The organism is Marinobacter sp. S0848L (assembly GCF_023016065.1).
In the GTDB taxonomy this organism is placed as follows: domain Bacteria; phylum Pseudomonadota; class Gammaproteobacteria; order Pseudomonadales; family Oleiphilaceae; genus Marinobacter.
Genome location: NZ_JALKAQ010000017.1, coordinates 1 through 25,554, shown reverse-complemented (window position 1 = coordinate 25,554; position 25,554 = coordinate 1). Strand labels below are relative to the sequence as shown.

Below are 25,554 nucleotides of genomic sequence, written 5' to 3'. Positions count from 1 at the left end.
CGCCTACATTCTTGATTATGAGGATTATCACTAATGACTATGCATAATCCGCCGCATCCTGGTGAATTCATTCGCGAGGTGTACCTGGAGCCTTTCGGTATCAGCTCTCGTCAGCTTGCTTCCAGTCTGGGCGTTTCACCTTCTACTTTGTCTCGGCTGCTCAAAGGGGATAGTGGTATTAGCCCGGAAATGTCTTTGCGGCTGTCCAAGGTTCTCGGGCGTACTCCTGAGAGCTGGTTGGCGATGCAAGATATGTATGACCTATGGGTGGCTCGCGGTACAGTCAATCTGGATGGTATTCATCGCCTGGACTTCGAAGCAGCTTAACCAGTGGCTGTTGTCAGACGCGCCTGCGCTGGCGCTCCGGCACGCCGCAAAGCCAAGCTACATGGACTCCCCCTGCGGTCAAGCAACGCCATTTGATTCCGAAGCGGTTTGAGACTGCAGCTCTACATTCGGCCTCTGTGTGGGCATTGTTGCCCGGGCCAGGATGATGATGCGTGTGAGTGATGACCTCATTCGTTAGTCGGCTTGTATTAGCCGCAAGGCTTAACAGGTTCAATCACTCTCGGTCTGACCGTTCCGTCATCGCTTGCCGTTGCAAGACTCGGCTGGCAGGCGTGTTCTGCCTGTCGTTGTTGCCCTTTATCAGCCTGCCACAGGCTGTGTTTTAAACTCGGTTTGGTTCATCAGTAAAGCCCAGATAATCCGGGCATTCTTTGCGGCTAATGCCACGGCGGCTCGTTTGTAGCCGCGGCGTTCCACCAATCCTTTGGCCCACTCGCTGAGTTGATCGTGTTTGTCGGCGAGTTTGGCAATCACCGCTCGGGTGCCATGAATTAATAATGTTCGCAGGTACTTGTCCCCGCGTTTGGTGAGTCTACCCAGCCGGGGCTTGCCTCCGGTCGAGTACTGCCCGGGTACGAGCCCAAGCCAGGCGGCGAAGTGTCGTCCGCTTTTGAACTGTCTGGGATCGGGCGCACTGGCCAATATCGCAGTGGCTGTTTGTGGGCCAATGCCAGGAATGGCCATCAGCCGCCCTTCAAGACGTTCCGGTGCTCACTGCAATGCTCAGTGATCCAGAAGTCATGAAGTTCTCCGTCTTGGAGTTTGTGACGAAGAAGCTACCCGAAAATTCGTTGATTGGTGCCTTGAGTGTTACGCCTCTCATTGGATAGGGCCATGGGCATTGTGTGAGAAAAAATAATGACGTTGGGAGCTTTAAGCTTTTTTCCGGCGAGGGGTGCGCTTTTTCTTTGGGCGCCGCAAAATACAAGTGTTACGTGTTTTATACCCACAAGTCAGGTAGGAGTTTCTGATGACTAATCATTCCGGTTCTTGTCTGTGCGGCACCGTAAGCTTTGAGGTAAACGGTGATTTTGATAACTTTTACCTGTGTCATTGCCAGCATTGCCAAAAAGATACCGGTTCGGCTTATGCGGCGAACCTCTTCTCACAGTCAGCTAAATTAGTGTGGCGGTCGGGTGCAGGTGCTGTGATGTCATTTACACTTCCAGGTACTCGCCATAACAAAAGCTTTTGTAAGTTGTGTGGCTCGGCATTGCCAAGCACTCAGGACGCAGGTTTGCTCGTGGTTCCCGCGGGGTGCTTAGACACTGATATTTCTATGGCGCCAACAGCGCATATCTTTTTATCCCGCAAAGCTCCTTGGGATGGTAATTTTGGGGAATTGCCAGAGTTTGAGGGACTGCCGGATTGAGCTATGGGAATAACCTACGTCCTTGAAGGGTGCTCGATGAGATTAGGCTTGCTGATCATTTTAGCTTTGTGGACCCTTCCAGCTGCGTCCCAAACGCTACGTATTATGGGCGCAGACGATGGTTTTCTGCCGTTCTACTACGGTAAAAATCTAGACAACGGCATTTTCGTTCAGGTGATGAACGAGTTCGCCTTGGAGGCCGGTATCACCGCCCATTTCCGCCCGATGGCGCGCAAACGCCAAGCTTGGGCTCTGGAAAAAGGGATTGCCAACGCCGTTTTTGCAAACCCGTTGTGGATGCCGTCGCCGGAGCGAATGCAATCCGTTGGGCCAGTGTTTACCTGGCGTGACCGCGTGTTTGCGCAGCCAGGCCAACAACCGACTTCATTTGATGACCTCAAGGGCCGTATCTGTCTGCGTAAATGGTTTGTCTACAGTGATGGGCTCGAGCGACGAATCGGTAACAACCTGGAACGCCTGGACGCCTACAACGCTCAGCACATGCTTCGCATGTTTCTGCTGAAACGTTGTGATTACATTGTCATGAACGAAACGGAGTTTCGGTTTTTGGCGTTGCACGGAAATTTCGATGCGGCTGCTTACAATACAGACTTGGTAGACACCGAATGGCCGGTCTATCTTGGCATTCTGAAAACCGAAGCGGCTCTGATTGAAGCAGCGGAAGCGTTTTTCGCGACCTATAAGATCGATGTGGAGGCCATGCTGCCGATCCTGCCGTTGCCGGACCGGCGCATTTCGATTATGTCGGACAAGTAGGGCTATTTGTATGCGAAAGGCCTGTCAGAGCCAAGTCAGGCCGATGCTGATAATGACCCCGGTAATGATCAACAGCATCAGGCAGTAGCCCATGATGTCTTTGGCTTTTAGCCCTGCAATGGCCAACACTGGCAGCGCCCAGAAGGGTTGCAGCAGGTTGGTCCAGGCATCGCCCCAGGCTACGGCCATGGCAACTCGCGGAATATCCACGCCCAGCTCCTGAGCAACGGGTAGCATTACAGGAGCCTGCACGGCCCACTGGCCGCCGCCGGATGGCACGAAGATGTTCACCAGCCCTGCACTGATAAAGCTCCAGAACGGCAGGCTCTCGGCCGATGCGAAGGATACAAATCCTGCAGAAATGCTGGCCGCCAGGCCGGATGCTGTCATTACACCCATGATGCCGGCATAGAAGGGGAACTGGATAACAATACCGGCTCCGCCTTTAACACCTTCATTCAGGCTTGCCAGCAAGCGCTTTGGTGTCTGGTGCAGGATGATCGCAATGAACAGGAACATGAAGTTCACAATGTTCAGGTTCAGGCCGCCATTATCCAGAAAATACTGAAAGATGAAGGCCAAACCGCTGAAGCCGATCAACCACGCCAGTATCCGGCTGTTCTCCAGATGGTCGGCGGGGCGGTTGATGACCACCGCAGTATCGGGCTCGTCATCCAGCAGTTTGGGGTCCACATAAATGCTGTCGCTCTCTGCCGGCAGCATCAGGCGATTCACCAGTGGTACCACGATAAACAGCGCAACAACGATGGCCAGATTGAAGAAGGCGAAGATGGTTTCGCTGGTATCAATAATGCCGATGGCGCTCGCGCTGAAATGGCCGTCTGTGGCAATGGTCAGCGGGATTGAACCGGCCAGCCCACCGTGCCACACGATGAAGCCGGAATATGCACTGGCCACCAGCAGAGGGTAGTGAACCCGGATCTGGCGAGCCAGCGCTTTCGCAAACAGTGCACCCACCACAAGGCCAAAGCCCCAGTTGATCCAGCTTGCCACCAAGGCAATGAAGGTCACCAGAACGATGGCTTGCCCGGGGGTTTTCGCCAGGCTGGCAATGCGGTTCAGTATCCCGCGAACCAGCGGTGTGCTGGCCATCATGAAGCCGGTCACCAGCACCAGCAGCATCTGCATGGAAAACGTCAGCAGGTTCCAGAAGCTGTTGCCCCACATTTCGACAACCGCCATGGGACCATGACCCTCGAAGGCGATGGCGGAAATAAACGTAAGCAGGGTGAGGATAATCACGAATAGGTAAGGGTCGGGCAGATACTTCTCTACCAGACTCACCATGGGTTTGGATGCGCGCTCTAACATACTGTTCTCCATTGTTATTTTTTTAACTTGGCTATGTTAGCAAGCAACAAGGAGAGCGTATTGTCGACCAAAGGCCAATATCGGAATCGCTGATCTGAAAAGCGGGGCTAAACGCCCCAGTCGCGCGTCGCGAGAGCCTCTGCAATGAACTGATAACCCCGTTGGCTGGGATGGTAACCATCGCTGGCAAGCAGGGAAGGATCTTCGACGGTCGGGTAGTTCAGGTAGCGGAAATCGGCGGGCGTTTGTAGGGCAAGTTCTTGGTAAATCCGGTCCAGCTGTCTTGCTCGCCAGCCCATAACGTGTCGAAGCGGTGACGGCAGCGCGCTGAATTTCTCCATGGGTGGCACGCTGAGCAACGTGATCGGTGCCTGAGAGAGTGGCGCGATTGCGCTGCGTAATGTTTTCAGATGCTGCCGGAATTGGGCTCGGGTGGTAAAGCCGGTGGTATCGTTAACGCCCATGCTCAGCACGATCGAATCCGCGGGTGGCAGGTTTTCTGAGGCCAGGGTTTGCAGGAGATTGCCGAGGCGAATGCCGTTCACGCCGAAGGTTTGCCAACCAATCGTTTTGCCTGTGCGCTGGTTAAGCCGGAGGGCCAACTGGCTGGCAAGGCCATCGCTGTGGGTGGCAACCCCAACTCCGGCAGCCGTCGATTCACCAATCACCAGTAAGCGAAACTCGGGCGTCCCTTCGCCATACTGGCCGCTCTTTGCTCCGCTGGCTTCTGGCAATCTGGGGGTGACTCGCCGGGCTCGTTTGCCTTGATACAGCAATATCGGAGACAGCAAGGCGGTGGTCAGCCAGAACGGTGCGTGCATGTGGAGTCCTTCGAATCAATGGGATAAATCATCATAGCGCGAAGCCTGTCGAGAGGGGATAGTCGTTGCCCATACTTGTGAAAGGCTTTGCTGCTGCCGTCGGCGATGTGGTGTAATTCTGCCCTTATCGATAGGGTCTCGGCCCGTATTGGAGACTTGCTGAATCGTTTGGAGTTGCCTTTGTCATTGTCTAAGGAATTAGTGGACGCGGCATTGCGGACGCAGAATCCCGCGGCATTCATGCTCCAGAAGGCGGGAGAGGTTGTGGCGTATACGTTCTTTGGCTTGGACCGGTTGTCAGAGCAGTTGGAGTTTCCGTTTGGCCGCCACGCGAACGACTTGCCATTGGATGCCATTTGCCGGATACATGAAATCAGCATTGCCGAAGCGCTAGGTGAACCGGCGCCTGATCCGCTGCAGCCGGTCGGGTTTCAGCTGCAATAAGAAAAAAGGCCCCCGGATATTCCGGAGGCCTTTGGTTTCATCAGGGTTGTGGGCCCATTATTTCGTCAGCCCCAACTCTTCGATCGACACTTCCCGCATTTTGAATTTCTGGATTTTCCCGGTGACCGTCATCGGGAATTCATCCACAAACTTGTAGTTGCGTGGAATCTTGAAGTGCGCAATTTTGCCCTTGCAGAACTCCTGCAGGTCGTCGGCACTGACCGGCTCGGCATCGGGCCGGAACTTCACCCAGGCAATCAGCTCTTCACCGTACTTGTCATCGGGGATGCCGGTAACCTGTACTTCCTCGATGGCAGGGTGGGTGTAGAAGAACTCTTCGATTTCTTTCGGGTAGATGTTTTCGCCGCCCCGGATCACCATGTCTTTAATGCGGCCAACAATCTGAACGTAGCCTTCATCGTCCATGGTGGCTAAATCGCCGGTGTGCATCCAGCCGTTTTCGTCGATGGCTTCGCGGGTTTTCTCTTCGTTGTTCCAGTACTTCAGCATCACGCTGTAGCCGCGGGTGCACAGTTCACCGATTTCGCCCCTAGGTACAACGTTGCCGTTGCCCGGATCGACAATCTTGGTTTCCAGGTGTGGCTGAGTGCGGCCTACTGTGGTGACCTGCTTCTCGAACGGGTCGAGAGAGCTGGTTTGGGTGGACACCGGGCTGGTTTCTGTCATGCCGTAGGCAATCTGAACTTCTTTCATGTTCATCTTGCCGTTGACCTTTTTCATCACCTCGGCCGGGCAGATGGAGCCTGCCATGATGCCGGTGCGAAGCGTGGACAGGTCGTAGCTATCGAAGTCCGGTTCCGCCAACTCGGCGATGAACATGGTGGGCACACCGTAGAGCGCCGTGGCCTTTTCTTGATGTACCGCCTGGAGGACGGCTTTAGGTTCAAAACCTTCGCCGGGGTAAATCATGGCACTGCCGTGGGTGATGCAGCCAAGGTTGCCCATCACCATGCCGAAGCAGTGATACAAAGGCACCGGGATCACCAGGCGGTCTTTTTCGGTCAGGCGCTGGCTTTCGCCCACAAAATACCCGTTATTCAGGATGTTGTGGTGGGTGAGGGTGGCGCCTTTGGGGTTGCCCGTGGTGCCGGAGGTGAACTGAATGTTGATGGGGTCATCGAACTGCAACTGGCTCTGGCGCTTTTTCAGATCGGCTGCCGATGCCTGATCGGCAAAACCTAGAAATTCCTGCCAGGTCCACATGCCGTCGTGTTTGTCTTCGTGAACGTTAATCACGGCGCGCAGGTCTGGCGCATCTTTGGCATTCAGTTTGCCGGGTTCGCTTTGTTTCAGCTCTGGTGCCAGTTGGTAGAGCATCTCGCGATAGTTGGACGCTTTGAAGCTGTCCGCAGTCACCAGCACGCTAATGCCTGCCAGATTCAAGGCGTACTTTAATTCATGCACACCGTACGAAGGGTTGATGTTGACGAGAATCGCGCCCACTTTGGCGGTGGCAAATTGGGTGACAGTCCATTCGTAACGGTTGGGTGACCAGATACCCACCCGGTCGCCTTTTTTCACGCCAATGGCCAGAAAAGCACGGGCGGCTTCGTTCGCTTTCTCGACAAATTCGCGATAGCTCCAGCGAATGTCTTGATGCAGGCACACCAAGGCTTCGTTGTCTGGGTATTGTTGCGCGGTTCGGTCCAGCATGTCGCCGATGGTCATGCCCAGCAGGGGCTTGTCGGCGACGCCGCTGGTGTAACTGGGGAGAGTCATACTCATCTCACTGCCTCCATTGTTTTTGTAGTCGAGCGCTGGCAAGTTGCGTGTTTGCTAGCGGCTCTGGCTGTGATATTCCGGGTTGGGTTGCATGTCGCTGGCGATCGCAACCCGGTTAGACATGTTGTAGAAACCGACCAGATTACTCAGGTCCCAAATGGCCCTGTCGCTGAACCCGGCATCTCGCAGCGCCTGAATTTCCTGCTCGGCAACCGTGGCCGGTGAGCGGGTGAGATGGGATGCGAAATCGAGCATCGCACGCTGCCGTGGGTCCAGTTTGGCGCTGCGGTAATTCATTACCAGATGTTCGCCAAGGGCTGGGTCGCCGCTGAGTACCCGGACTGCTGCGCCGTGGGCGACCAGGCAGTAAAAGCACTTGTTTTCGGATGAAACGACCACGGCGACCATTTCCCGTTCCAGCTTGGAGAGTTCGCCTTCACCCAGCATCAGCTCGTTGTACAGGCGGGTAAAGCCATCAAGTTGGGGCAGGTTCTGGCTGTAGGCAGTCAGCACGTTGGGGATCATGCCCAGCTTTTCCTGGCAGATTTCAAAGTATTTTTTAGTATCTTCGGGCAGATCGCTGATCTCGGGGATCGGCAAGTCCAGTGCAACCACATTGTTATTTTTGTTCATTGGCAGTGTCCTCCTAGTGCCTGACCGACTTTCGAGCCGTTATGGCGGTTTAGTTGCTGGCTGATCCAGTCGCCGGTGGCAACCAGTTTGTTCAGGTCAACGCCGGTGTCTATGCCCAAACCGTTCAGAAGATATAGCACGTCTTCGGTGGCCACGTTGCCGGATGCGCCTTTGGCGTAGGGGCAGCCGCCCAGCCCGGCAACGGAACCGTCGATCACGCCGACGCCTTCTTCGAGAACGGCGTAAAGATTGGCCAGAGCCTGACCGTAGGTGTCGTGGAAGTGAGCGGCCAGTTTGTCCATCGGAACGACCGCCGCAACGGCTTCCAGCATGCGCTTGGCTTTCAGCGGTGTGCCCACACCGATGGTGTCACCCAATGAGATCTCGTGGCAGCCCATGTCGTACAGTGCTTTGGCCACGGTGGCGACCTTTTCCGGCGCAATGTCGCCTTCGTATGGGCAGCCCATAACCGTTGATACATAGCCACGTACAGGGATGCCGTGTTTGCGGGCTTCTTCAATAACTGGGGCGAACCGTTCCAGACTTTCGGCAATGCTGCAGTTGATGTTCTTTTGCGTGAACGCCTCCGAAGCCGCACCAAAGACCGCAATTTCATCGGCCTTTGCTGCCAGTGCACCTTCGAATCCTTTTAGGTTCGGGGTGAGGGCCGAGTATCGAACGCCGTTTTTGCGGTTGATGAGGGCCATAACGTCGGCTGCATCCGCCATTTGCGGCACCCATTTTGGCGACACAAAGCTGGCGGCTTCAATGTGGCTCAGGCCGCAATCCGCCAGTCGGTCAATCAACCCGGTTTTGATGGCGGTGGCAATCACTTCGCCGGGTTCGTTCTGCAGACCGTCCCGGGGGCTCATTTCCACCAGCCGAACCTGTTTCGGAAAGGCCATTACTCTGCCTCCTCGGTGTCGATGGCGATTAATTCCGCGCCTTCGGCTACCTGATCCCCTTCGGCGTAGAAAATTTCGCTGACCACACCGTCGGCCGGTGCCTTAATGGCGTGCTCCATTTTCATGGCTTCCATGATCACCAGACTTTGTCCGGCGGTTACCTTGTCGCCTACTTTGGCTTGTACGGCCACAATGGCACCGTTCATGGGGGCGGCCAGGCTGCCTTCGCCAGCCACATCTTCAAGGCCGTAAGACTCTTGGTAAACGGTGCATTTGAAGGTGTCACCTTCGTAGAACAGCACCAGCTCGTTATTGTGCAGGTTGCCGTGTACGCTCAAGCGGTGGCCATTGAGAACCGCTTGCAGGTAGTCTTCGTCCAGGCGGGCATTCAAGTGGTAAACGCTGCCGTCAACGAGAACCTGATATCGGTCGTCCCGCTCCAGAATTTTCAACTCGTGGATATCGTCACCCACCTGTAAGGACAGTGGCTGTGCGAATTCCGAATTCATGCGCCAGCTGTTCTTGCGGCCAAACGGCGACCACGGATCAGCGGTAACCGGTTCCACAGATTTCCGGTGTTCCAGAATAAAGCCGGCGGCCAGCACCAAGGCCTTGTCCAGATCCAGTTTTGGCTTTGGAAACAGCAAGGTTTCATGAGTGGCAATAAAGTTGGTGGTCAGGTCCGCTTCGCGGAAAGGTTGGCTGTCCACGGTTGCATGCAGGAACCGGATGTTGGTTTTCAGGCCGGCAATGCGATAATGCTCCAGCGCCTGGACCATGCGGTTGACCGCTTGACCCCGGGTTTCGTCCCAGACGATTAGCTTGGCGATCATCGGGTCGTAATGGATGCTGATATCGTCGCCTTCGGTTACGCCTGTATCCACGCGCACGTGAGCGGATTCGGCCGGGGTGCTCAGGTAGCGAAGGGTGCCGGTAGCCGGCAGGAAGTCTTGGTCCGGATCTTCCGCATAGATACGCGCCTCGATGGCGTGGCCGCGGGTTTTAACCTGTTCCTGCACCAAGGGCAGGGGATCGCCCCAAGCCACTTTCAGCTGCCATTCCACCAGATCCTGGCCAGTGACCATCTCGGTGACTGGGTGCTCTACCTGCAGACGGGTGTTCATTTCCATGAAGAAGAAGGAGCCGTCTACGTCGTACAGAAACTCGACAGTGCCTGCACCCACGTAGTTGATGGCTTGCGCGGCCCGAACGGCAGCGTCACCCATGGCTTTTCGGGTTTCTTCGCTCAGGCCCGGAGCCGGAGCTTCTTCCAGTACTTTCTGGTGTCGGCGCTGTACCGAGCAGTCGCGCTCTGCCAGGTAGATGCCGTTACCGTGCTGGTCGCAGAACACCTGAATCTCGACATGCCGAGGCTGGGTCAGGTAGCGTTCAATCAGCATGTCGGGGTTGCCGAAGGCGTTCTTGGCCTCACGCTTGGCAGCCGCCAGAGCGTCGTCAAACTCGCCCATGTTTTCGACCACTCGCATGCCTTTACCGCCACCACCGGCGACCGCTTTCAGCAGCAATGGAAAGCCGCATTTTTCCGCTTCTTTTCTCAGCAGCTCGGGGTTTTGATCGCTGCCGTGATAACCCGGCACCAAAGGCACACCGGCTTCTTCCATAATCGCTTTGGCGGCTGACTTGGAGCCCATGGCGGCAATGGCTGAAGAGGGCGGGCCAATGAAGGCAATACCGTTGGCTTCGCAGGCTTCCGCGAAGTCGGTGTTTTCAGACAGGAATCCGTAGCCCGGATGCACGGCCTGAGCGCCACTTTCTTTGGCGACTTCAATGATCTTGTCGGCTTTCAGGTAGCTTTCGGAACTGGCAGCGGGGCCAATCAGAAAGGCTTCGTCTGCCATGGCGACGTGCCGGGCATCGGCATCCGCTTCGGAATATACGGCCACACATCGGATGCCCATACGGTGGGCGGTTTGGATAATCCGGCAGGCGATTTCGCCCCGGTTGGCAATCAGGATCTTGTTAAACATTATTGTGTCTCCGGAATCCAACTGGCCTTTCGTTTGTTCAGGAAGGCGCTGAGCCCTTCCTGACCTTCTTCACCCACGCGGATATCGGCGATGCGCTGTGCGGTGTCGTCGATCAATTCTGCGGTAATGGGCTTGTGGCTAACGGCAAAGACCAGGTCCTTGGCGGCTTTCATGGCCTCGGGGCCGTTGTTGGCCATGTGTTTCAGTAGTTCGGTGCATCGGGCCTGCAGGGCTTGTTCGTCGTCGCACACAATGTGTACCAGCCCGAACTGTTGTGCCTCGCTCGCGCTGAACACTTCGGCTGACAAGAAATACCGCCGCGCCTGTCGCTCGCCAATCGCCCTCACTACGTATGGGCTGATGGCGGCAGGGATGAGGCCAAGTTTGACTTCGCTCAGGCAGAAGCTGGCGGATTCGGTTGCCAGTACGATATCGCAACAGGCTGCGAGGCCTACCGCTCCTCCGAAGGCGGCACCCTGAACCAGGCCGATCACCGGCTTGGAGAGGTGGTTGAGGATGTTCATCAACCGGGCCAGCTCGCGGGAGTCATCCAGATTTTCCTGGCGGGTGTTGTCGGCCATACGCCGCATCCAGCCGAGGTCTGCACCCGCAGAGAAGTGCTTGCCTTCAGAGCGCAGGATGACAATCTGAGTTTCCGGATCGCGGTCAACGTATTCAAGAGCCTGAATGAGCTGCTGAATGACAACGTCGTCGAACGCGTTGCGTTTGTCCGGCCGGTTGAGCACGACTTCCGAGATACCGTTATCCCGCTGGTGCATCAGAACCGCTGAGTGTTGGTGTGACATGTCGGCGCTCCTTTACATGCGGAACACGCCAAAGCGCGTGGGCTTGGCGGGTCGGTTGAGGGTGGCAGACAGGCTTAATGCGACCACTTCGCGAGTCTGGGCTGGGTCAATGACGCCGTCGTCCCAGAGCCGTGCGCTGGCGTAGTAAGGGTGGCCTTGGTGCTCGTAGGTTTCGGTGATCGGCTTTTTGAATTCAGCCTCTTCTTCGGCGCTCCAGCTTTGGCCTTTGCGCTCCAGGCCTTCACGGCGTACCTGAGCCAGCACGCCGGCAGCCTGTTCACCACCCATTACGGAGATACGGGCGTTGGGCCACATCCACAGGAAATCCGGGCTGTAGGCTCGGCCACACATGCCGTAGTTGCCGGCACCGTAGCTGCCGCCAATCAGGACGGTAATTTTAGGTACGTTGGCACAGGCCACTGCCATCACCATTTTGGCCCCGTGTTTGGCGATGCCTTCGGCTTCGTGCTTCTGGCCGACCATGAAGCCGGTAATGTTTTGGAGGAACAGCAAAGGGATGTTGCGCTGACAGCAGAGTTCGACGAAGTGCGCGCCTTTCTGGGCGGATTCGCTGAACAGGATGCCGTTGTTGGCGATGATGCCGACCGGGTAGCCGTGTATGTGGGCAAAACCGGTGACCAGGGTGGAGCCGTAGTAGCGTTTGAATTCGTCAAATTCGGAGCCGTCGACGATGCGCGAGATAACGTCTCGCACGTCAAACTGTTTGCGTAAATCGGTGCCGACGATGCCGTAGATTTCGTTCTGGTCGTAGAGCGGCGCTTTGGGTTTTTGCACTTCAACCGGTACGGGTTTGCGGCGGTTCAGGTTGGCAACGCAGCGGCGTGCAATTTCCAGAGCGTGGGCGTCGTTCTCCGCGTAGTGGTCGGCAACGCCTGAGATTTTGCAGTGGACGTCGGCACCGCCGAGGTCTTCGGCGCTGACGACTTCACCGGTGGCGGCTTTCACCAATGGTGGGCCGGCCAGAAAGATGGTGCCTTGATTGCGTACGATGATGGATTCGTCGGCCATGGCGGGCACGTAGGCGCCGCCTGCGGTGCAGAGGCCCATAACGACGGCAATCTGGGGAATGTCGTCGGCGGACATTCTGGCCTGGTTGTAGAAGATGCGGCCGAAGTGATCGCGGTCAGGGAAGACTTCGTCTTGCCTGGGTAGGTTGGCGCCGCCGGAGTCCACCAGGTAGATGCAGGGCAGGCGGTTTTCCATGGCGATTTCCTGCGCCCGCAGGTGTTTTTTGACGGTTAGCGGGTAGTAGGTGCCGCCTTTTACGGTGGCGTCGTTGGCGATGATCATGCATTCGGTGCCGGAGACGCGGCCGACGCCTGCGACAACGCCCGCTGCGGGAACTTCCTCGTCGTAGACGTTGTAGGCGGCGAACTGGCCGATTTCGAGGAAGGGCGAGCCGTCGTCCAGTAGGCGGTTAATGCGCTCGCGGGGCAGGAGTTTGCCTCGGTCTGTGTGGCGTTTTTGGTAATCTGGCCCGCCGCCCTGGTGGATTTTATCGACTTTGTTCCGGAGGTCGGCGACAGCTTGTTGCATAGCCTCTTGATTGGCCAGGAATTCGTCCGATCTTGGATTTATTTTGTTTTGGAGAATTGTCATTTGTCGTGGTCCCTCGCGTTGGGGGCGCGGGGCTGGAGGGGCGGCGTTCCGAAAACCGCTACAAGCACGTCCGTGTGCGCTTCTCTTCGGCCATCCATGGCCTACGACATTTTCGGAACGCCGCCCCTCCAGCCCCTTGTCGTACATTGGGAGCTGGAGTCTTTGGGTTTTACTTGTTCAGGAACAGCTCTCTGCCGATTAGCATGCGGCGGATTTCAGACGTACCCGCTCCGATTTCGTACAGCTTGGCATCCCGCAGCAGTCGGCCAGTGGGGTATTCGTTGATGTAGCCGTTGCCGCCGAGCAGCTGGATCGCATCCAGTGCCAGTTTCGTGGCCATCTCGGCGGAATAGAGGATGGCGCCGGCGGCGTCTTTGCGGGTGGTCTCACCGCGGTCGGCGGACATGGCGACCATGTAGACGTAAGATTTTGCGCTGTTCATCCAGGTGTACATGTCGGCAACTTTGCCCTGTACCAGTTCGAACTCGCCGATGGCCTGGCCGAACTGTTTGCGCTCGCGGATGTAAGGCACGGTTACGTCCATGGCCGCTTGCATGATGCCCAGCGGGCCGCCCGATAGCACGAGGCGTTCGTAGTCGAGGCCGCTCATCAGGACTTTAGTGCCGTTGCCGACACCACCGAGGACGTTTTCTTTCGGAACTTTGCAGTCTTCGAATACCAGCTCGCAGGTGTTGGAGCCGCGCATGCCGAGTTTGTCGAGTTTTTGATGGCGGCTGAAACCGGGGTAGTCGCGTTCTACGATGAAGGCGGTGACGCCTTTGGAGCCGCCTTTCGGATCGGTTTTGGCGTAGATGACGTAGGTGTTTGCGTCCGGGCCGTTGGTGATCCACATTTTGTTGCCGTTGAGGACGTAGTGGTCGCCTTCGTCCCGGGCGTGGAGTTTCATGGAGATGACGTCGGAGCCGGCGTTGGGCTCAGACATGGCCAGTGCACCGACGTGTTCGCCGCTGACGAGTTTTGGCAGGTATTTCTGTTTTTGCTCTTCGGTGCCGTTGCGGTGAATCTGGTTCACGCACAGGTTCGAGTGGGCGCCGTAAGACAAGCCAACAGAGGCGGACGCACGGCTGATTTCTTCCATCGCGATTACGTGCGCGAGGTAGCCCATGTCGGAGCCGCCGTATTCTTCCTTGACGGTGATCCCCAGCAAGCCCATGTCGCCCATTTTCCGCCACAGATCCATGGGGAATTCGTTGTTGCGGTCGATTTCTTCGGCGCGGGGTGCGATTTCAGCGGTGGCGAAGCCGTTAATTTGCTCGCGCAGCATGTCGAGAGTTTCGCCAAGGCCGAAATTCAGCTCTGAGTATTGTGACTTCATGGTCGGCTACCTGTTATTTGTTGTTGAGTTTCGATTATCTGCCACTCGTTAGGTGGCAGTATCCTCATGTTGTTTAGTGCCCTGACTGTGGGTTTCTTTCTTTTTCTGTACTTCGGCAAGCGCCTCTCGGCATCTTGCTTCGGCGTTGTCCATTTCCATTTCGGCCATGGCGAGGTCGGCTTTTTGTTGTTCCAGATGCGCTCGCCGGTCGGCCAGAATTTCCAGCATTTTCAGCAGTTGTTTCTCGTTACCGGTCAGGGTTTCGTCCCAGAGGTCAAACAGCTCTTTGGTTTGGCCCAGAGAAAACCCCATGCGCTTGCCCCGCAGTATCAGTTTCAAACGGACACGGTCTTTGGTGCTGAAGATTCGGGTCTGGCCGCGCCGGGAAGGCTTCAGCAGGCCTTGGTCTTCATAGAAGCGAATGCTCCGGGTTGTGATGTCGAACTCTTGAGAGAGCTCGCTGATGCTGAAGGTTCGTTTGTCGCTCATGGCTATTCTCGTAAGATTTTTTCTTAGGTTAGTTGAAGTTTACGTTAACGTAAAGTGTGTTCTTGGGTTAAAACCTGATTTGAGGCGTATGCTATTGATCGGCGGAGAATTGTACGTGTTTTGCGGGCGAGAAGGAGGGGAGGGGCACCCGATACCGGGTGCCGGGGATGTTCAGGCTTCGTTAGTTGAATTCACAAACTGCTCTCTTAATGTGCGTTTGAGCAGTTTGCCGGCACTGTTTTTTGGTAATTCGTCTACAAAGTGTATGTGTTTTGGGACTTTGAACCCTGCCAGTTGAGCTTTGGCGTGGGCCAGTAGGGCATCGGCATCGTGAGGGTGGCCGTCTCGTATCACGGTGATGGCGCAGATGGCTTCGATCCATTTTTCGTCGGGAACACCAATGACGGCGACTTCGGCAACAGAAGGGTGTTGGTACAGCGCTTCCTCAACATCTCGACTGGCCACCAATACACCGCCGGTGTTAACGACATCTTTGATGCGATCGATGATGTAGATATAGCCAGCGTCGTCTTGGTAACCGAGATCTCCGGAGTGGAACCACCCGTTTTTAAACGCTTCTTCGGTGGCTTCGGGTTTGTCCCAGTAACCCACCATCAATTGTGGCGACCGGTGGACGATCTCACCTTGCTCGCCAATTTGGCAGTCTTGCCCGGTGACCGGGTCAACGATTCGGGTCAGCACGGTTTGCAGGGGGCGGCCAGCAGAAGTGGGGCGCTCAGCGTGTTCATGGGGTAGCAGAACGGTCGCGAGTGGCGCGATTTCACTTTGGCCGTAGCAATTATAGAGCCCTGCTTCGGGTAGTTGTTCAGCAAGATCGCGGACGACTTGTTCCGGCATGATCGACGCGCCGTAGTAAATCTTGTTCAGGTGTTGGAGCCTGCTGGCATCAAAAGTCGGGCTCTGTAGCAGAGCAATCCATACCGTCGGTGGTGCAAAGGATGCGTTCAGTTGCTCGTCGGTTAGCATGCTCAGAATGGCGTCAGGCGTTGGTGTGCTAATGAGTCGTGTGTAACCTCCAGTCAGCAGCATGGGCATCATGAAAACGTGCATTTGTGCCGAATGGTATAGCGGCAGAGCGGCCAGGCAGCGGTCGTCGGAGCGAATGTCCAGATGGTACTGAGTTGCGCCGTATTCGGTCAGCAAAGAGCGGTGGGTGTGCATGGCGCCTTTGGGGTCTGACGTGGTGCCGGAGGTATATAAAATCTGTACGACGTCGGTATCGGCCAGTTCGATTTCCGGTGGCTGAGCACTGGCGTCGGAGCGAGCCATGGCGAGGATGTCATGCTGGCCGTCTGCGTTGTGAAGGGTGCCTTGATAGTCTATGCGAACGTCAGAGCTCACGGCTGTCACCTGAGCACGCAAGTCGGTGTCATAAAAAAGTGCGCGAGCGCTGGATTGGTTCAGCACGTAAACCAGTTCGTGTTCGACCAATGCGTAGTTTACCGGCACGTGAATCAGCCCCGCCTTGCTGCACGCCAGCCACAGCAGTACGTATGCGTCGGAATTTTTTCCGTAAGCGGCTACTCGGTCGCCTTGGTTTAGGCCCATCGCCAACAGCTGATGGGCGATGCGGTTGCTGGCGGCTTCAACGTCGCTGTAGCTCCACTGTCGATCTGAGAAGGCCAGGGCAATTTTGTTCCGATGGCATGCTGCGGAGCGGGCTATGGCATCGCCAATGGTGTTGCGTAAGGCGCGATGGACGTCGCTCTGGCTGTCCGCAGCCAAGGTGTTCACGGAATTAACCATACTCTGTCTCTTATGCTTGTTGTTTGTCAGTTTGCCTGTCATTAAGTCAAAGACCTAGGTCTTGAGGGAATGACCCTGTTGGTCGAAAAAGTTGACCTGATAGGACAAGGAGCTAGTGGTTGTGGTTGCTTTGCCATCGGGTGGGTGAGCAACCAGTCCAGCGTTTGAACGCTCGGGAAAAGGCTGCGGTTTCTGAAAACCCCAGTTGTTCGCTGACTTCGGCAATGCTCAGGTTTTCGGTGGTCATCAGGCGTACGGCGTGTTCCCTGCGCTGAGCCTCCTTGATTTTTCGAAGCGAGGTGCCTTCATCCTGCAGTTTGCGACCAATGTTTCGGGGGGTCATGTGCAGGAGCTCCCCAAGAGTTGTTAGACCTGGCATGTCCGCGTAGTCGTGTCGCGCAAGCAGTGCCTGGATTCGCGAACGAAGGCTTTCGTCCTGGCTGGGGCGGTGCAAGATATAGGCGGGAGCAGCCTGAAGGAATTCCCGGAGTTCTTGTTCGTTGCGCACAACCGGCAGGTGAAGGTATTTCTCATGCAACTGGAATCCGCATACGCCTTGATTGAATTTTAACTCTCCCGGATACATGGCTTGATATTCAGCTTCATGGCAGGGAGCCGGGTAGTTGAATTGTGTGTGGGCAAAGGGGATTTGTTGGTCAACGAGCCAGCACGACATTCGCTCCCACATCAGAATGAGAAATTCCTGAAGCAGGTGGTCGGTATCGTTCCGGGCATCTTTGAGATGCAGGCGAAAAAATACCTGTTTGTCGTGGGCCTCCATGGCAATGTCCAGGTTGTTGCAGACAATCCGGTAAAAATGGGCGCTTTTTCGAAGAACTGCACCCAGTGTGGCAGAGCTGATGCAGTACTCGCACATGAGCGCAAAGGTGCCGTTATTACAGCGTTCCGATGACATTCCCAGAAACTCATCCCGAGTAGCGCGCCAGACCGATTTGATCAGATGCGTCAGTTGCTGCTCGGTGATCAGTTGCTCCGGGTGGCCCAGCCAGTCATTGGGAATGTCAGCCTGAGTCAGCAGCGAGCAGGCATCATGGCCCTGGCGCTGAGCCCCTCGTATCGTGGCTTGCAGGTAGTGATTTGCAATATGGGGTTTGGCCATTGGGTTCCGTGTTAGTGCCTAACAGGTCAATTTTTTCGGCAAGTAGGATCATTCTAGCCCTTCGCGATACGGAGTTAAATGATGGCCTCTTTTAACTCATTGAATCAATGGCGAGAACGCACATGCCAAAAGAACAGGCTGAGACCGAACTTTTCCAGACGATGATTGTTCGGGCTCTGGAGCAGGAAGTGGCACCTTTTTACGAGCAGTGGGAAGAAGCCGGTGAGCTCCCTCGAACCCTTTGGAATACGTTGGGCGAGGCTGGCATGCTGGGTATTGATTTGCCCGAAGAGTATGGCGGCGCGGGGGCGAGTTTTGAAATCAGCCAGCTAGCCATCGAAGAAACGGCTCGTATGGGGTTCGGTGGATTGGCTTCGGGTTACAACATTCACGCCAATATCGTGATGCCTTATATCCTGCATTTAGGTTCTGAAATGCAGAAACAGGCTTGGTTACCGCGGATGAGTTCGGGTGAGGTACTGGGTGCGATTGCTATGACCGAGCCGGGTGCAGGCAGCGACCTGGCTGCAATGCGAACCACCGCTGAGCGCACCGTAGAGGGCTGGAAGATTAATGGGGCCAAGGTGTTTATCACTAACGGTTTGCAGGCTGATCTGGTAATAGTGTGCGCGAAAACAAATCCTCAAGCTGGCGCGAAAGGTGTCTCGCTATTTCTGGTGGATACTCGTTTACCAGGCTTTTCCCGTGGCAAGGGCATCAAAAAAATTGGCCAGCATGCCAGCGATACTGCTGAGTTGTTTTTCTCTGATCTGATCGTGCCCGAAGACTCTTTGTTGGGTGAAGAAGGTAAAGGCTTTGCTTATCTGATGCAGGAGTTGCCCCGGGAACGCTTGGGTGTTGGAGCTCAGGCCATCGGTGCCTCGGAGGGTGCGCTGGCGTTGACACTCGATTACGTGCAACAGCGACAAGCCTTCGGCCAGCGCATTGCTGATTTTCAGAATACCCGCTTCAAACTGGCAGAGGCTCGTGCTCGTATTGATATGGCTCGAGCTTACCTGAACCAGTGTGTTGCCAAATACCATCAGGGCTGCATGAATGCGACCGATGCCGCGGTTCTGAAATTGATGCTGACTGAAATGCAGTGTGATATTGCCCACGAATGCCTGCAATTGTTCGGGGGGTATGGTTACACGCTGGAATATCCGATTTCTCGCTTCTTTGTAGATGCCCGTGTTCAGACGATTTATGCCGGTACCTCGGAAATTATGAAAGAGGTCATTGCCCGTTCCATGCTGGGCAAATAACGATTCCGAAAAATACGACTAGGAGTAACACATGATGAAACTGACAGACGTAGTCATCCTTGACGGTGCCCGCACCGCGATCGGTAGCTTCGGGGGTAGCCTCAGCGGATTGACTCCGGCTGAATTGGGTTCAGTTGCGGCGCGCGAAGCCGTTAGCCGAGCCGGTGTGGCGGCTGAAGATATCGACCATTCGGTATTTGGCCACATCATCACGACTGGCCCGCAAGATGCGTACCTAGCCCGTCATATTGCTTTAAACGTGGGTATGCCGAAGAGCTCGGCTGCGCTTAACGTTAACCGATTGTGCGGCTCTGCGGTTCAGTCGGTGATCAGTGCTGCACAATTGATCGTGATGGGAGACAGTCGTCTGGCTTTGGCCGGAGGCGCTGAGTCCATGAGCCAGGGGGCTTACCTTCTGCCGAATGCGCGTAAGGGTTTTCGTATGGGCGATGGTCGGGCTGTCGACCTGACTCTTGGTATTCTCAGCGACCCGTTTGGCAGTGGCCATATGGGGATGACCGCTGAACGCATAGCGGCTAATCAGGGCCTGACTCGGGAGGATCTGGATGCTTTCTCGGCAGAAAGTCACCGGCGTGCCGCCAATGCCATTGAACAGGGCTATTTTGAAGATCAAATCGTGCCGGTAACGGTCAGGCAAGGCCGCAGGGAAATGGTGTTCAAGCAAGATGAGCACGTTCGCCCAGGTACGACGGCGGAGAGCTTGTCGGCACTTAAGCCGGCGTTTAGCAAAGACGGCATAGTGACAGCCGGTAATGCCTCTGGCATTAACGATGGGGCTGCGGCAATGGTGCTGACTAGTGCGGCTGAAGCTGAAAAAAGAGGATTGAAAGCACGGGCTCGTTTGGTGGGTTATGCCTTTGCCGGTGTTGATCCAGAGGTTATGGGAATAGGCCCGATACCGGCCGTTCGTCAGGTGCTTAAGCAAACTGGTCTGTCTGTAAAGGATCTGGATGTGATCGAATCCAATGAGGCGTTCGCTGCACAAGCAATGGCGGTTAGTCGGGAACTGGGGCTACCTGAAGACAAAGTGAACCCGAACGGCGGTGCGGTTGCCTTGGGGCATCCAGTGGGAGCAACGGGTTCTATTCTGATTATCAAAGCGTTGTCTGAGTTGGAGCGTACCGGAGGCCGCTTTGGTCTGATCACCATGTGCATTGGTGGCGGGCAGGGTATTGCGCTGATCGTCGAGCGGTTGGACTAAAGCCGGAGTTGTTTCCGATATCGAATTCGGGTTAAAGTTTACGTTAACGTAAGCTTCAGGTGCGAGCATGTGCAGAGTGCGATAGCGCACTGAACGCAACAAGACTAATAAACGGGAAAGTGGATTATGGAATTTCAAAACGTTCCGGCTATCGTGACCGGCGGCGCCTCAGGTTTGGGAGAGGGCGCGGCTCGAGCACTGGCAGCGGCGGGTTGCAAAGTGGCCATTCTGGATGTGAACAAAGAGCAGGGTGAAAAGGTGGCTGCGGATATTGGCGGCATCTTTCTGCACTGCGATGTTTCTTCTGCGGATAGTGCAGAGGCTGCCGTCTCGGCTGCCGGAGAAGCTCACGGTCACTGTGGTATAGCGATTAATTGCGCCGGCATAGGGCCCGCAGAGAAGATCTTGGGTCGCGAAGGCGTTATGCCGTTGGAAAAGTTTAACCGGGTCATCCAGATAAACCTTATTGGCACCTTCAACATTCTTCGTTTGGCCGCGGCTGATATGGCGAAGCGCGAGCCGAATGCAGACGGCGAGCGTGGAGTGATCATCAATACGGCATCCGTTGCTGCTTATGAAGGTCAGATTGGCCAAGCGGCCTACAGCGCATCCAAGGGTGGCGTGGTGGCGTTGACGCTGCAATCCGCTCGTGAATTGGCGCGGGAAGGCGTGCGGGTGAATACCATTGCACCGGGCTTGTTCATGACTCCAATGCTGGCTGGCATGCCGCAAGAAGTTCAGGACAGCTTGGCGGCAACACTGCCGTTCCCGAAACGCCTTGGTAAGCCGGAAGAGTTCGGCATGATGGTCGATCAAATGGTACGAAACCCATTGCTGAACGGCGAAGTCGTGCGTCTGGACTGCGCTTTGCGCATGGCACCACGCTAAAACAACAACCACAGGTGACAAGTATGACGAACCCTGTTGATCAAGAAGAGTTGAACCTGTTCCGGGACTCGGTCATCAAAGCGCTGGAAACCGAAGTCGCGCCCCATTACGAAGCCTGGGAAAAGGAAGGCATCGTGCCGCGGGAGCTTTGGAACACCTTGGGCGAAGCCGGCATGCTGTGTGTTGATGTGCCCGAAGACTGTGGCGGTTGCGGCGCACCCTTCCAGTATTCGGTGGTCGTCGGCGAAGAGCTGGCTCGTATGGGTTTTGGCGCGCTTTCCACCAACGTGATGGTGCATTCCGACATCGTAGCGCCGTACCTGGATCATATCGGCAACGACGAGCAAAAACAGCAGTGGCTACCCAAGATGGTGTCCGGCGAAGCCGTCGGTGCTATCGCCATGACCGAGCCGGGTGCAGGTAGCGACTTGCAAGCGATGCGCACCAGTGCGGTTAAAGATGGCGATGATTACATTCTCAACGGCTCCAAGACCTTCATTACAAACGGTCAGCATGCCGACATGGTGATCGTCGCGGCGAAAACCGACCCCACTGCCGGTGCCAAGGGGATCAGTCTGTTTCTAGTCGATACGTCTCTACCCGGGTTCAGCCTTGGCCAAAATATCGACAAAATTGGCCAGCATTCGGGCGACACCTCCGAGCTGTTCTTCTCCGACATGCGCATTCCCGCCTCGGCGTTGCTGGGCGAAGAAGGGCAGGGCTTTATCTATTTGATGCGTGAGTTGCCTCGTGAGCGCTTGGTGATTGGTGCTCTTGGCGTTGCTGCAGCCCGCGGTTCATTGGATATGACGATCCAATACACTCAGGAGCGGGAGTTGTTTGGCCAGAAGCTCAGCCAGCTTCAGAACACCCGTTTCGAAATTGCCCGCATGGAAACCGATTACCGCATCAACAAGGCGTTCGTAGACCAGTGCATTCGCCAATACGAGGCCGGCGAGCTCGATGCGCCTACTGCTTCGATGGCTAAGTACAGTGCTACGGAAATGCAGTGCCGTGTGGCAGACGGTTGTCTGCAGCTGTTCGGCGGTTACGGTTACACCACCGAATACCCGATTTCACGAAACTTCATTGATGCGCGGGTGCAGCGTATTTATGGCGGCACATCCGAGGTAATGAAAGAGATCATTGCCCGTTCGGTGCTTGGTCGCTGACTATTTTCCCAGCGTCTGAGTTGGGCTCCTAGCCTTTGGGGTGTGCGGGCGGGCTTGCGGGGTGGCCTTTTCATTTTTTTTGAAAAAGAACTCGCTTCGCTCAGACATCATTTTCTGGCAAAAAATGAAAAGACCACCCCGCGCCGACGGGCACTAGCGGGTATTGTTGGGTTAATAAAACTCAATGACTAACTGCTTTTTCGTTTAAGTGTTTAGGGCATTCCCGTGCTGCCCGTCGGTAGGGGGGTGTGGGGTGCTTTTCTGGCAGGGAAAAAGATGTCTGAGCGAAGCGAGTTATTTTTCCCAGAAGAAAAACACCCCATACCCCGCGTACCCGCCCGCACACCTTAAAGGCTAGGTGCCCGAGCAAGAACCGCTATATCGGCAAGTCAGAACAATAACCAGATTTTGTTAGCCGAATTTTATTCATTACTAAGGAGAACAACACTCATGAACAACGATGTCGTAATAGCAGGCTCTGCCCGAACACCGATGGGCGGGATGATGGGCTCTTTGAGCTCAGTACGTTCCCCTGAACTGGGCGCTATCTCCATCAAGGCGGCCATTGAAAGGTCCGGATTGCAGCCGGCCGACGTGCAGGAAGTGATCATGGGGTGCGTACTGCCGGGTGGGTTGGGGCAGGCCCCTGCGCGCCAGGCTTCTCGTGCTTCTGGTATCCCCGACAGCTCTGGTTGCACCACAATCAACAAAATGTGCGGCTCAGGCATGCAAGCCGTCATCATGGCCCACGACCAAATTAAAGCGGGCACCAACAACATCATGATTGCTGGCGGCATGGAAAACATGAGCCAGGCTCCGTACTTGCTGCCTAAGGCGCGTGCCGGTATGCGCATGGGGCATGGCCAGGTGATGGACAGCATGTTTCTGGATGGTCTGGAAGACGCCTATGAAGGTGGCCTGATGGGTGTGTTCGCCCAGCGCACGGCGGATAAGTTCAACATCACTCGCCAAGACATGGACGAGTTTGCCATTGGATCTCTGCAAAAGGCGCTGGCCGCAATTGAGAACGGCTGGTTCCGCGATGAGATTACGCCGGTAACTGTCTCCGGCCGTGGCGGTGACACCGAGGTGGATACCGATGAACAGCCCGGTAACGCCAAGCCCGAGAAGATTCCCCACCTGAAACCGGCGTTCGCCAAAGACGGTTCGGTAACGGCAGCGAACTCCAGTTCTATCAGTGATGGCGCGTCTGCACTGGTGCTGGCATCATCGGCTGAAGCCGAGGCTCGTGGCCTGACACCTCAGGCTCGGATTGTTGCCCATGCAACTCACGCTCGGTTGCCCGCGGAGTTTACCTTGGCGCCGATTGGTTCCATCGAAAAGGTGCTAGCGAAAGCGGGTTGGAGCGTGGACGACGTTGATCTGTTTGAAATCAATGAAGCCTTTGCCGTGGTAACGCTGGCGGCGATTAACGAGCTGAAGTTGCCGGCCGAAAAGGTGAACGTGCACGGCGGCGCTTGTGCGCTGGGGCATCCGATTGGTTCATCCGGTTCCCGGATTCTGATCACTTTGATTAACGCTCTGAAACAGCGTGGCCTCAAGCGTGGTGTGGCGTCACTGTGTATTGGTGGTGGTGAGGGAACTGCGGTTGCGGTTGAGCTGATCTAAAGCAGAGGGGCCGGACGCAGAAACGTCCGGCCAGTTTCCAAAGAAAGGTTAGGGAAGATCCGTAACCGCGCCGGTGGACGCGGAACTTACTGTGCGGGCGTATTTCGCCAGTACACCGCGAGTCACTCTGGGCTCTGGTGACTTCCAGGCCTGGCGCCGTTTTTCCATCTCTTCTTCAGAGATTTCCAGAACGATGGAGTTGTTCACCGCATCAATGGTGATGGTATCGCCTTCCTCTACCAGCGCAATCGGGCCACCCACAGCCGCTTCCGGCGTGATATGTCCAACCACGAAACCGTGACTGCCGCCTGAAAAACGGCCATCGGTAATCAAGGCCACATCACTGCCCAATCCGCGGCCCATAATGGCCGAAGTGGGGCTCAGCATTTCACGCATACCCGGCCCGCCTTTGGGCCCTTCGTACCGGATCACCAGTACATCCCCGGCGACAACGCTGCCATCCAGAATGCGCTCCTGGGCTTCCTCTTCGGAATGAAACACCCGCGCGCGGCCTGAGAAGTGTGTGCCTTCCTTGCCGGTAATCTTGGCGACCGAACCTTCCGGAGCGAGGTTGCCGTATAGAATACGCAAATGACTGTCGGCCTTAACCGGATTCTCGAAGGCCCGGATAATCTGCTGGTCTTCAGGGTAGGGCGTTACGTCGGCCAGGTTCTCTGCCAGTGTTTTACCCGTTACCGTCATGCAGTCACCGTGCAGCATGCCGCGATCCAGCAGCATCTTCATAAGCGGCTGAATACCGCCAATCGCTACCAGCTCAGACATCATGTAATGCCCGGACGGGCGAAGATCTGCAAGCACAGGAACGGTTTTACCAATCCGGACAAAGTCGTCTAAAGACAACTCAACACCGACGGTACTCGCCATACCCAGCAAGTGCAGCACTGCATTGGTGGAACCGCCCAGCGTAATAACAACCGTGATGGCATTTTCGAAGGCTTCGCGCGTCATGATGTCAGACGGTTTAATGTCAGCATCCAGCAGTTTCAGCACCGCCTCACCGGCCGCTTCGCAGTCGGCCAGTTTGTTATTAGACACCGCGTTCTGGGCTGAACTGCCCGGCAAACTCATCCCCATCGCCTCAATTGCAGAAGCCATGGTATTCGCCGTATACATACCACCACAGGAACCGGCCCCGGGAATCGCCGTTTCCTCGATCTGCTTCACTTCAATCAGATCCATCTTGCCCTGAGCGTGCGCACCCACAGCTTCAAACACCGAAATAATGTCGGTGTGATTCTCACCCGGCTGAATCGTCCCGCCATAGACAAACACCGACGGCCGGTTCAACCGCGCCAGTCCCATCAAACAGCCGGGCATGTTCTTATCACACCCGCCAATCGCGACCAGCCCATCAAACCCTTCACAACCGGCCACCGTCTCGATGGAATCCGCAATCACTTCCCGGGAAACCAGAGAATACTTCATACCCTCCGTCCCGTTGGCGATCCCGTCTGACACCGTGATGGTATTAAAAATCAGACTCTTACCACCGGCCTGATCCGCACCCTTGGCAGCCTCACGGGCCAGCCCGTCAATGTGCATATTACAAGGCGTAAGATTGCTCCAGGTAGAAGCAATGCCAACCTGAGGCTTCCGGAAATCCGCATCCTCAAACCCCACTGCCCGCAACATAGCCCGGCTGGCAGACTTATTAATGCCATCTACCACCGGTGCAGAATAGCGACGACGTTTATCCGTAGCCATGAACCCCATCCTTATAAGTTAGAAATCGAAAACGGTAACTACCAGAGAACAACACATAGCAACCAAGTGCAACCGCATGAAATAGCCTATGCCCAAAAAGTCTGCCGGTAGCGGGGTGCGGAGTCATTTTCTGACAGGGAAAAAGATGTCTG

22 protein-coding genes and 1 pseudogene are annotated in these 25,554 nt (G+C 55.8%); 9 read left to right on the top strand and 14 right to left on the bottom strand.

The window, feature by feature from the left end:
• Window positions 1-33: 33 nt before the first annotated feature.
• Window positions 34-327, top strand: coding sequence for a HigA family addiction module antitoxin (locus tag MWU64_RS15045; protein ID WP_023012140.1), 294 nt, complete (start codon window positions 34-36; stop codon window positions 325-327).
• A 321-nt stretch (window positions 328-648) separates the two neighbouring features.
• Here MWU64_RS15045 and MWU64_RS15040 read toward each other — a convergent pair.
• Window positions 649-1,038 (bottom strand): annotated as a pseudogene (locus tag MWU64_RS15040) (IS110 family transposase); the annotation flags it as partial.
• 280 nt (window positions 1,039-1,318) lie between these two features.
• Between MWU64_RS15040 and MWU64_RS15035 the strand changes: the two are divergent.
• Both MWU64_RS15035 and MWU64_RS15030 read left to right on the top strand, forming a co-directional pair.
• A complete protein-coding gene (locus MWU64_RS15035; RefSeq protein WP_247065270.1) occupies window positions 1,319-1,720 on the top strand; it encodes a GFA family protein in 402 nt (133 codons plus the stop codon).
• Window positions 1,721-1,723: 3 nt separating this feature from the next.
• Window positions 1,724-2,497: a transporter substrate-binding domain-containing protein gene (locus MWU64_RS15030; RefSeq protein WP_247065268.1), complete on the top strand. Its 774-nt coding sequence runs from the start codon at window positions 1,724-1,726 to the stop codon at window positions 2,495-2,497.
• A 24-nt stretch (window positions 2,498-2,521) separates the two neighbouring features.
• Here the strand turns inward: MWU64_RS15030 and MWU64_RS15025 are convergent, their stop codons facing one another.
• A complete protein-coding gene (locus MWU64_RS15025) occupies window positions 2,522-3,829 on the bottom strand; it encodes a short-chain fatty acid transporter (protein WP_247065266.1) in 1,308 nt (435 codons plus the stop codon).
• Between the two features lie 107 nt (window positions 3,830-3,936).
• The gene (locus MWU64_RS15020) at window positions 3,937-4,650 is read right to left on the bottom strand and encodes an SGNH/GDSL hydrolase family protein (protein WP_247065264.1); all 714 of its coding nucleotides are present in this window, start codon (window positions 4,648-4,650) and stop codon (window positions 3,937-3,939) included.
• A gap of 180 nt (window positions 4,651-4,830) precedes the next feature.
• On the opposite strand from MWU64_RS15020, the gene MWU64_RS15015 reads away from it, so the two are divergent.
• Window positions 4,831-5,094 (top strand): bestrophin family ion channel, encoded by a 264-nt coding sequence (locus tag MWU64_RS15015; protein ID WP_247065262.1) that lies wholly within the window; start codon window positions 4,831-4,833, stop codon window positions 5,092-5,094.
• A gap of 57 nt (window positions 5,095-5,151) precedes the next feature.
• Here the strand turns inward: MWU64_RS15015 and MWU64_RS15010 are convergent, their stop codons facing one another.
• The 10 genes from MWU64_RS15010 to MWU64_RS14965 form a co-directional block, all read right to left on the bottom strand.
• Window positions 5,152-6,834, bottom strand: coding sequence for an AMP-binding protein (locus MWU64_RS15010; protein WP_247065274.1), 1,683 nt, complete (start codon window positions 6,832-6,834; stop codon window positions 5,152-5,154).
• Between the two features lie 57 nt (window positions 6,835-6,891).
• Window positions 6,892-7,470: a peroxidase-related enzyme gene (locus MWU64_RS15005; protein WP_247065260.1), complete on the bottom strand. Its 579-nt coding sequence runs from the start codon at window positions 7,468-7,470 to the stop codon at window positions 6,892-6,894.
• Window positions 7,467-8,375, bottom strand: a complete 909-nt coding sequence (locus MWU64_RS15000) for a hydroxymethylglutaryl-CoA lyase (RefSeq protein WP_247065258.1) — start codon at window positions 8,373-8,375, stop codon at window positions 7,467-7,469. Before MWU64_RS15000 ends, MWU64_RS15005 begins: the two co-directional genes overlap by 4 nt.
• Window positions 8,375-10,363, bottom strand: coding sequence for an acetyl/propionyl/methylcrotonyl-CoA carboxylase subunit alpha (locus MWU64_RS14995; RefSeq protein ID WP_247065256.1), 1,989 nt, complete (start codon window positions 10,361-10,363; stop codon window positions 8,375-8,377). Before MWU64_RS14995 ends, MWU64_RS15000 begins: the two co-directional genes overlap by 1 nt.
• Window positions 10,363-11,169 carry an enoyl-CoA hydratase-related protein gene (locus MWU64_RS14990; RefSeq protein WP_247065254.1) on the bottom strand — a complete coding sequence of 269 codons (807 nt, stop codon included), beginning with the start codon at window positions 11,167-11,169 and terminating at the stop codon, window positions 10,363-10,365. Before MWU64_RS14990 ends, MWU64_RS14995 begins: the two co-directional genes overlap by 1 nt.
• Window positions 11,170-11,181: 12 nt before the next feature.
• A complete protein-coding gene (locus MWU64_RS14985) occupies window positions 11,182-12,789 on the bottom strand; it encodes a carboxyl transferase domain-containing protein (RefSeq protein ID WP_247065252.1) in 1,608 nt (535 codons plus the stop codon).
• Window positions 12,790-12,958: 169 nt separating this feature from the next.
• On the bottom strand, window positions 12,959-14,125 hold the full coding sequence (locus MWU64_RS14980) for an isovaleryl-CoA dehydrogenase (RefSeq protein ID WP_247065250.1): 1,167 nt from the start codon (window positions 14,123-14,125) through the stop codon (window positions 12,959-12,961).
• A 48-nt stretch (window positions 14,126-14,173) separates the two neighbouring features.
• Window positions 14,174-14,614 (bottom strand): MerR family DNA-binding transcriptional regulator, encoded by a 441-nt coding sequence (locus MWU64_RS14975; protein ID WP_247065248.1) that lies wholly within the window; start codon window positions 14,612-14,614, stop codon window positions 14,174-14,176.
• Window positions 14,615-14,785: 171 nt separating this feature from the next.
• Window positions 14,786-16,381 carry a fatty acyl-CoA synthetase gene (locus MWU64_RS14970; protein WP_133006129.1) on the bottom strand — a complete coding sequence of 532 codons (1,596 nt, stop codon included), beginning with the start codon at window positions 16,379-16,381 and terminating at the stop codon, window positions 14,786-14,788.
• Between the two features lie 112 nt (window positions 16,382-16,493).
• Window positions 16,494-17,501: an AraC family transcriptional regulator gene (locus MWU64_RS14965; RefSeq protein ID WP_247065246.1), complete on the bottom strand. Its 1,008-nt coding sequence runs from the start codon at window positions 17,499-17,501 to the stop codon at window positions 16,494-16,496.
• Between the two features lie 122 nt (window positions 17,502-17,623).
• Between MWU64_RS14965 and MWU64_RS14960 the strand changes: the two genes are divergently transcribed.
• The 5 genes from MWU64_RS14960 (at window position 17,624) to MWU64_RS14940 (ending at window position 23,677) form a co-directional block, all read left to right on the top strand.
• Complete coding sequence (locus MWU64_RS14960) at window positions 17,624-18,766, top strand: acyl-CoA dehydrogenase family protein (protein WP_247065244.1); 1,143 nt, start codon at window positions 17,624-17,626, stop codon at window positions 18,764-18,766.
• Between the two features lie 34 nt (window positions 18,767-18,800).
• Window positions 18,801-19,988, top strand: coding sequence for a beta-ketothiolase BktB (gene bktB / locus MWU64_RS14955; protein ID WP_247065272.1), 1,188 nt, complete (start codon window positions 18,801-18,803; stop codon window positions 19,986-19,988).
• A gap of 126 nt (window positions 19,989-20,114) precedes the next feature.
• Window positions 20,115-20,876 (top strand): SDR family NAD(P)-dependent oxidoreductase, encoded by a 762-nt coding sequence (locus tag MWU64_RS14950; RefSeq protein ID WP_223133782.1) that lies wholly within the window; start codon window positions 20,115-20,117, stop codon window positions 20,874-20,876.
• 23 nt (window positions 20,877-20,899) lie between these two features.
• Window positions 20,900-22,048, top strand: coding sequence for an acyl-CoA dehydrogenase family protein (locus MWU64_RS14945; protein ID WP_247065242.1), 1,149 nt, complete (start codon window positions 20,900-20,902; stop codon window positions 22,046-22,048).
• Between the two features lie 450 nt (window positions 22,049-22,498).
• Window positions 22,499-23,677 (top strand): acetyl-CoA C-acyltransferase, encoded by a 1,179-nt coding sequence (locus MWU64_RS14940; RefSeq protein ID WP_247065240.1) that lies wholly within the window; start codon window positions 22,499-22,501, stop codon window positions 23,675-23,677.
• A 48-nt stretch (window positions 23,678-23,725) separates the two neighbouring features.
• Here MWU64_RS14940 and ilvD read toward each other — a convergent pair whose 3' ends face one another.
• Entirely contained in the window at window positions 23,726-25,402 is a 1,677-nt protein-coding gene (ilvD, locus tag MWU64_RS14935) for a dihydroxy-acid dehydratase (protein WP_247065238.1), read from the bottom strand.
• Window positions 25,403-25,554: the final 152 nt, after the last annotated feature.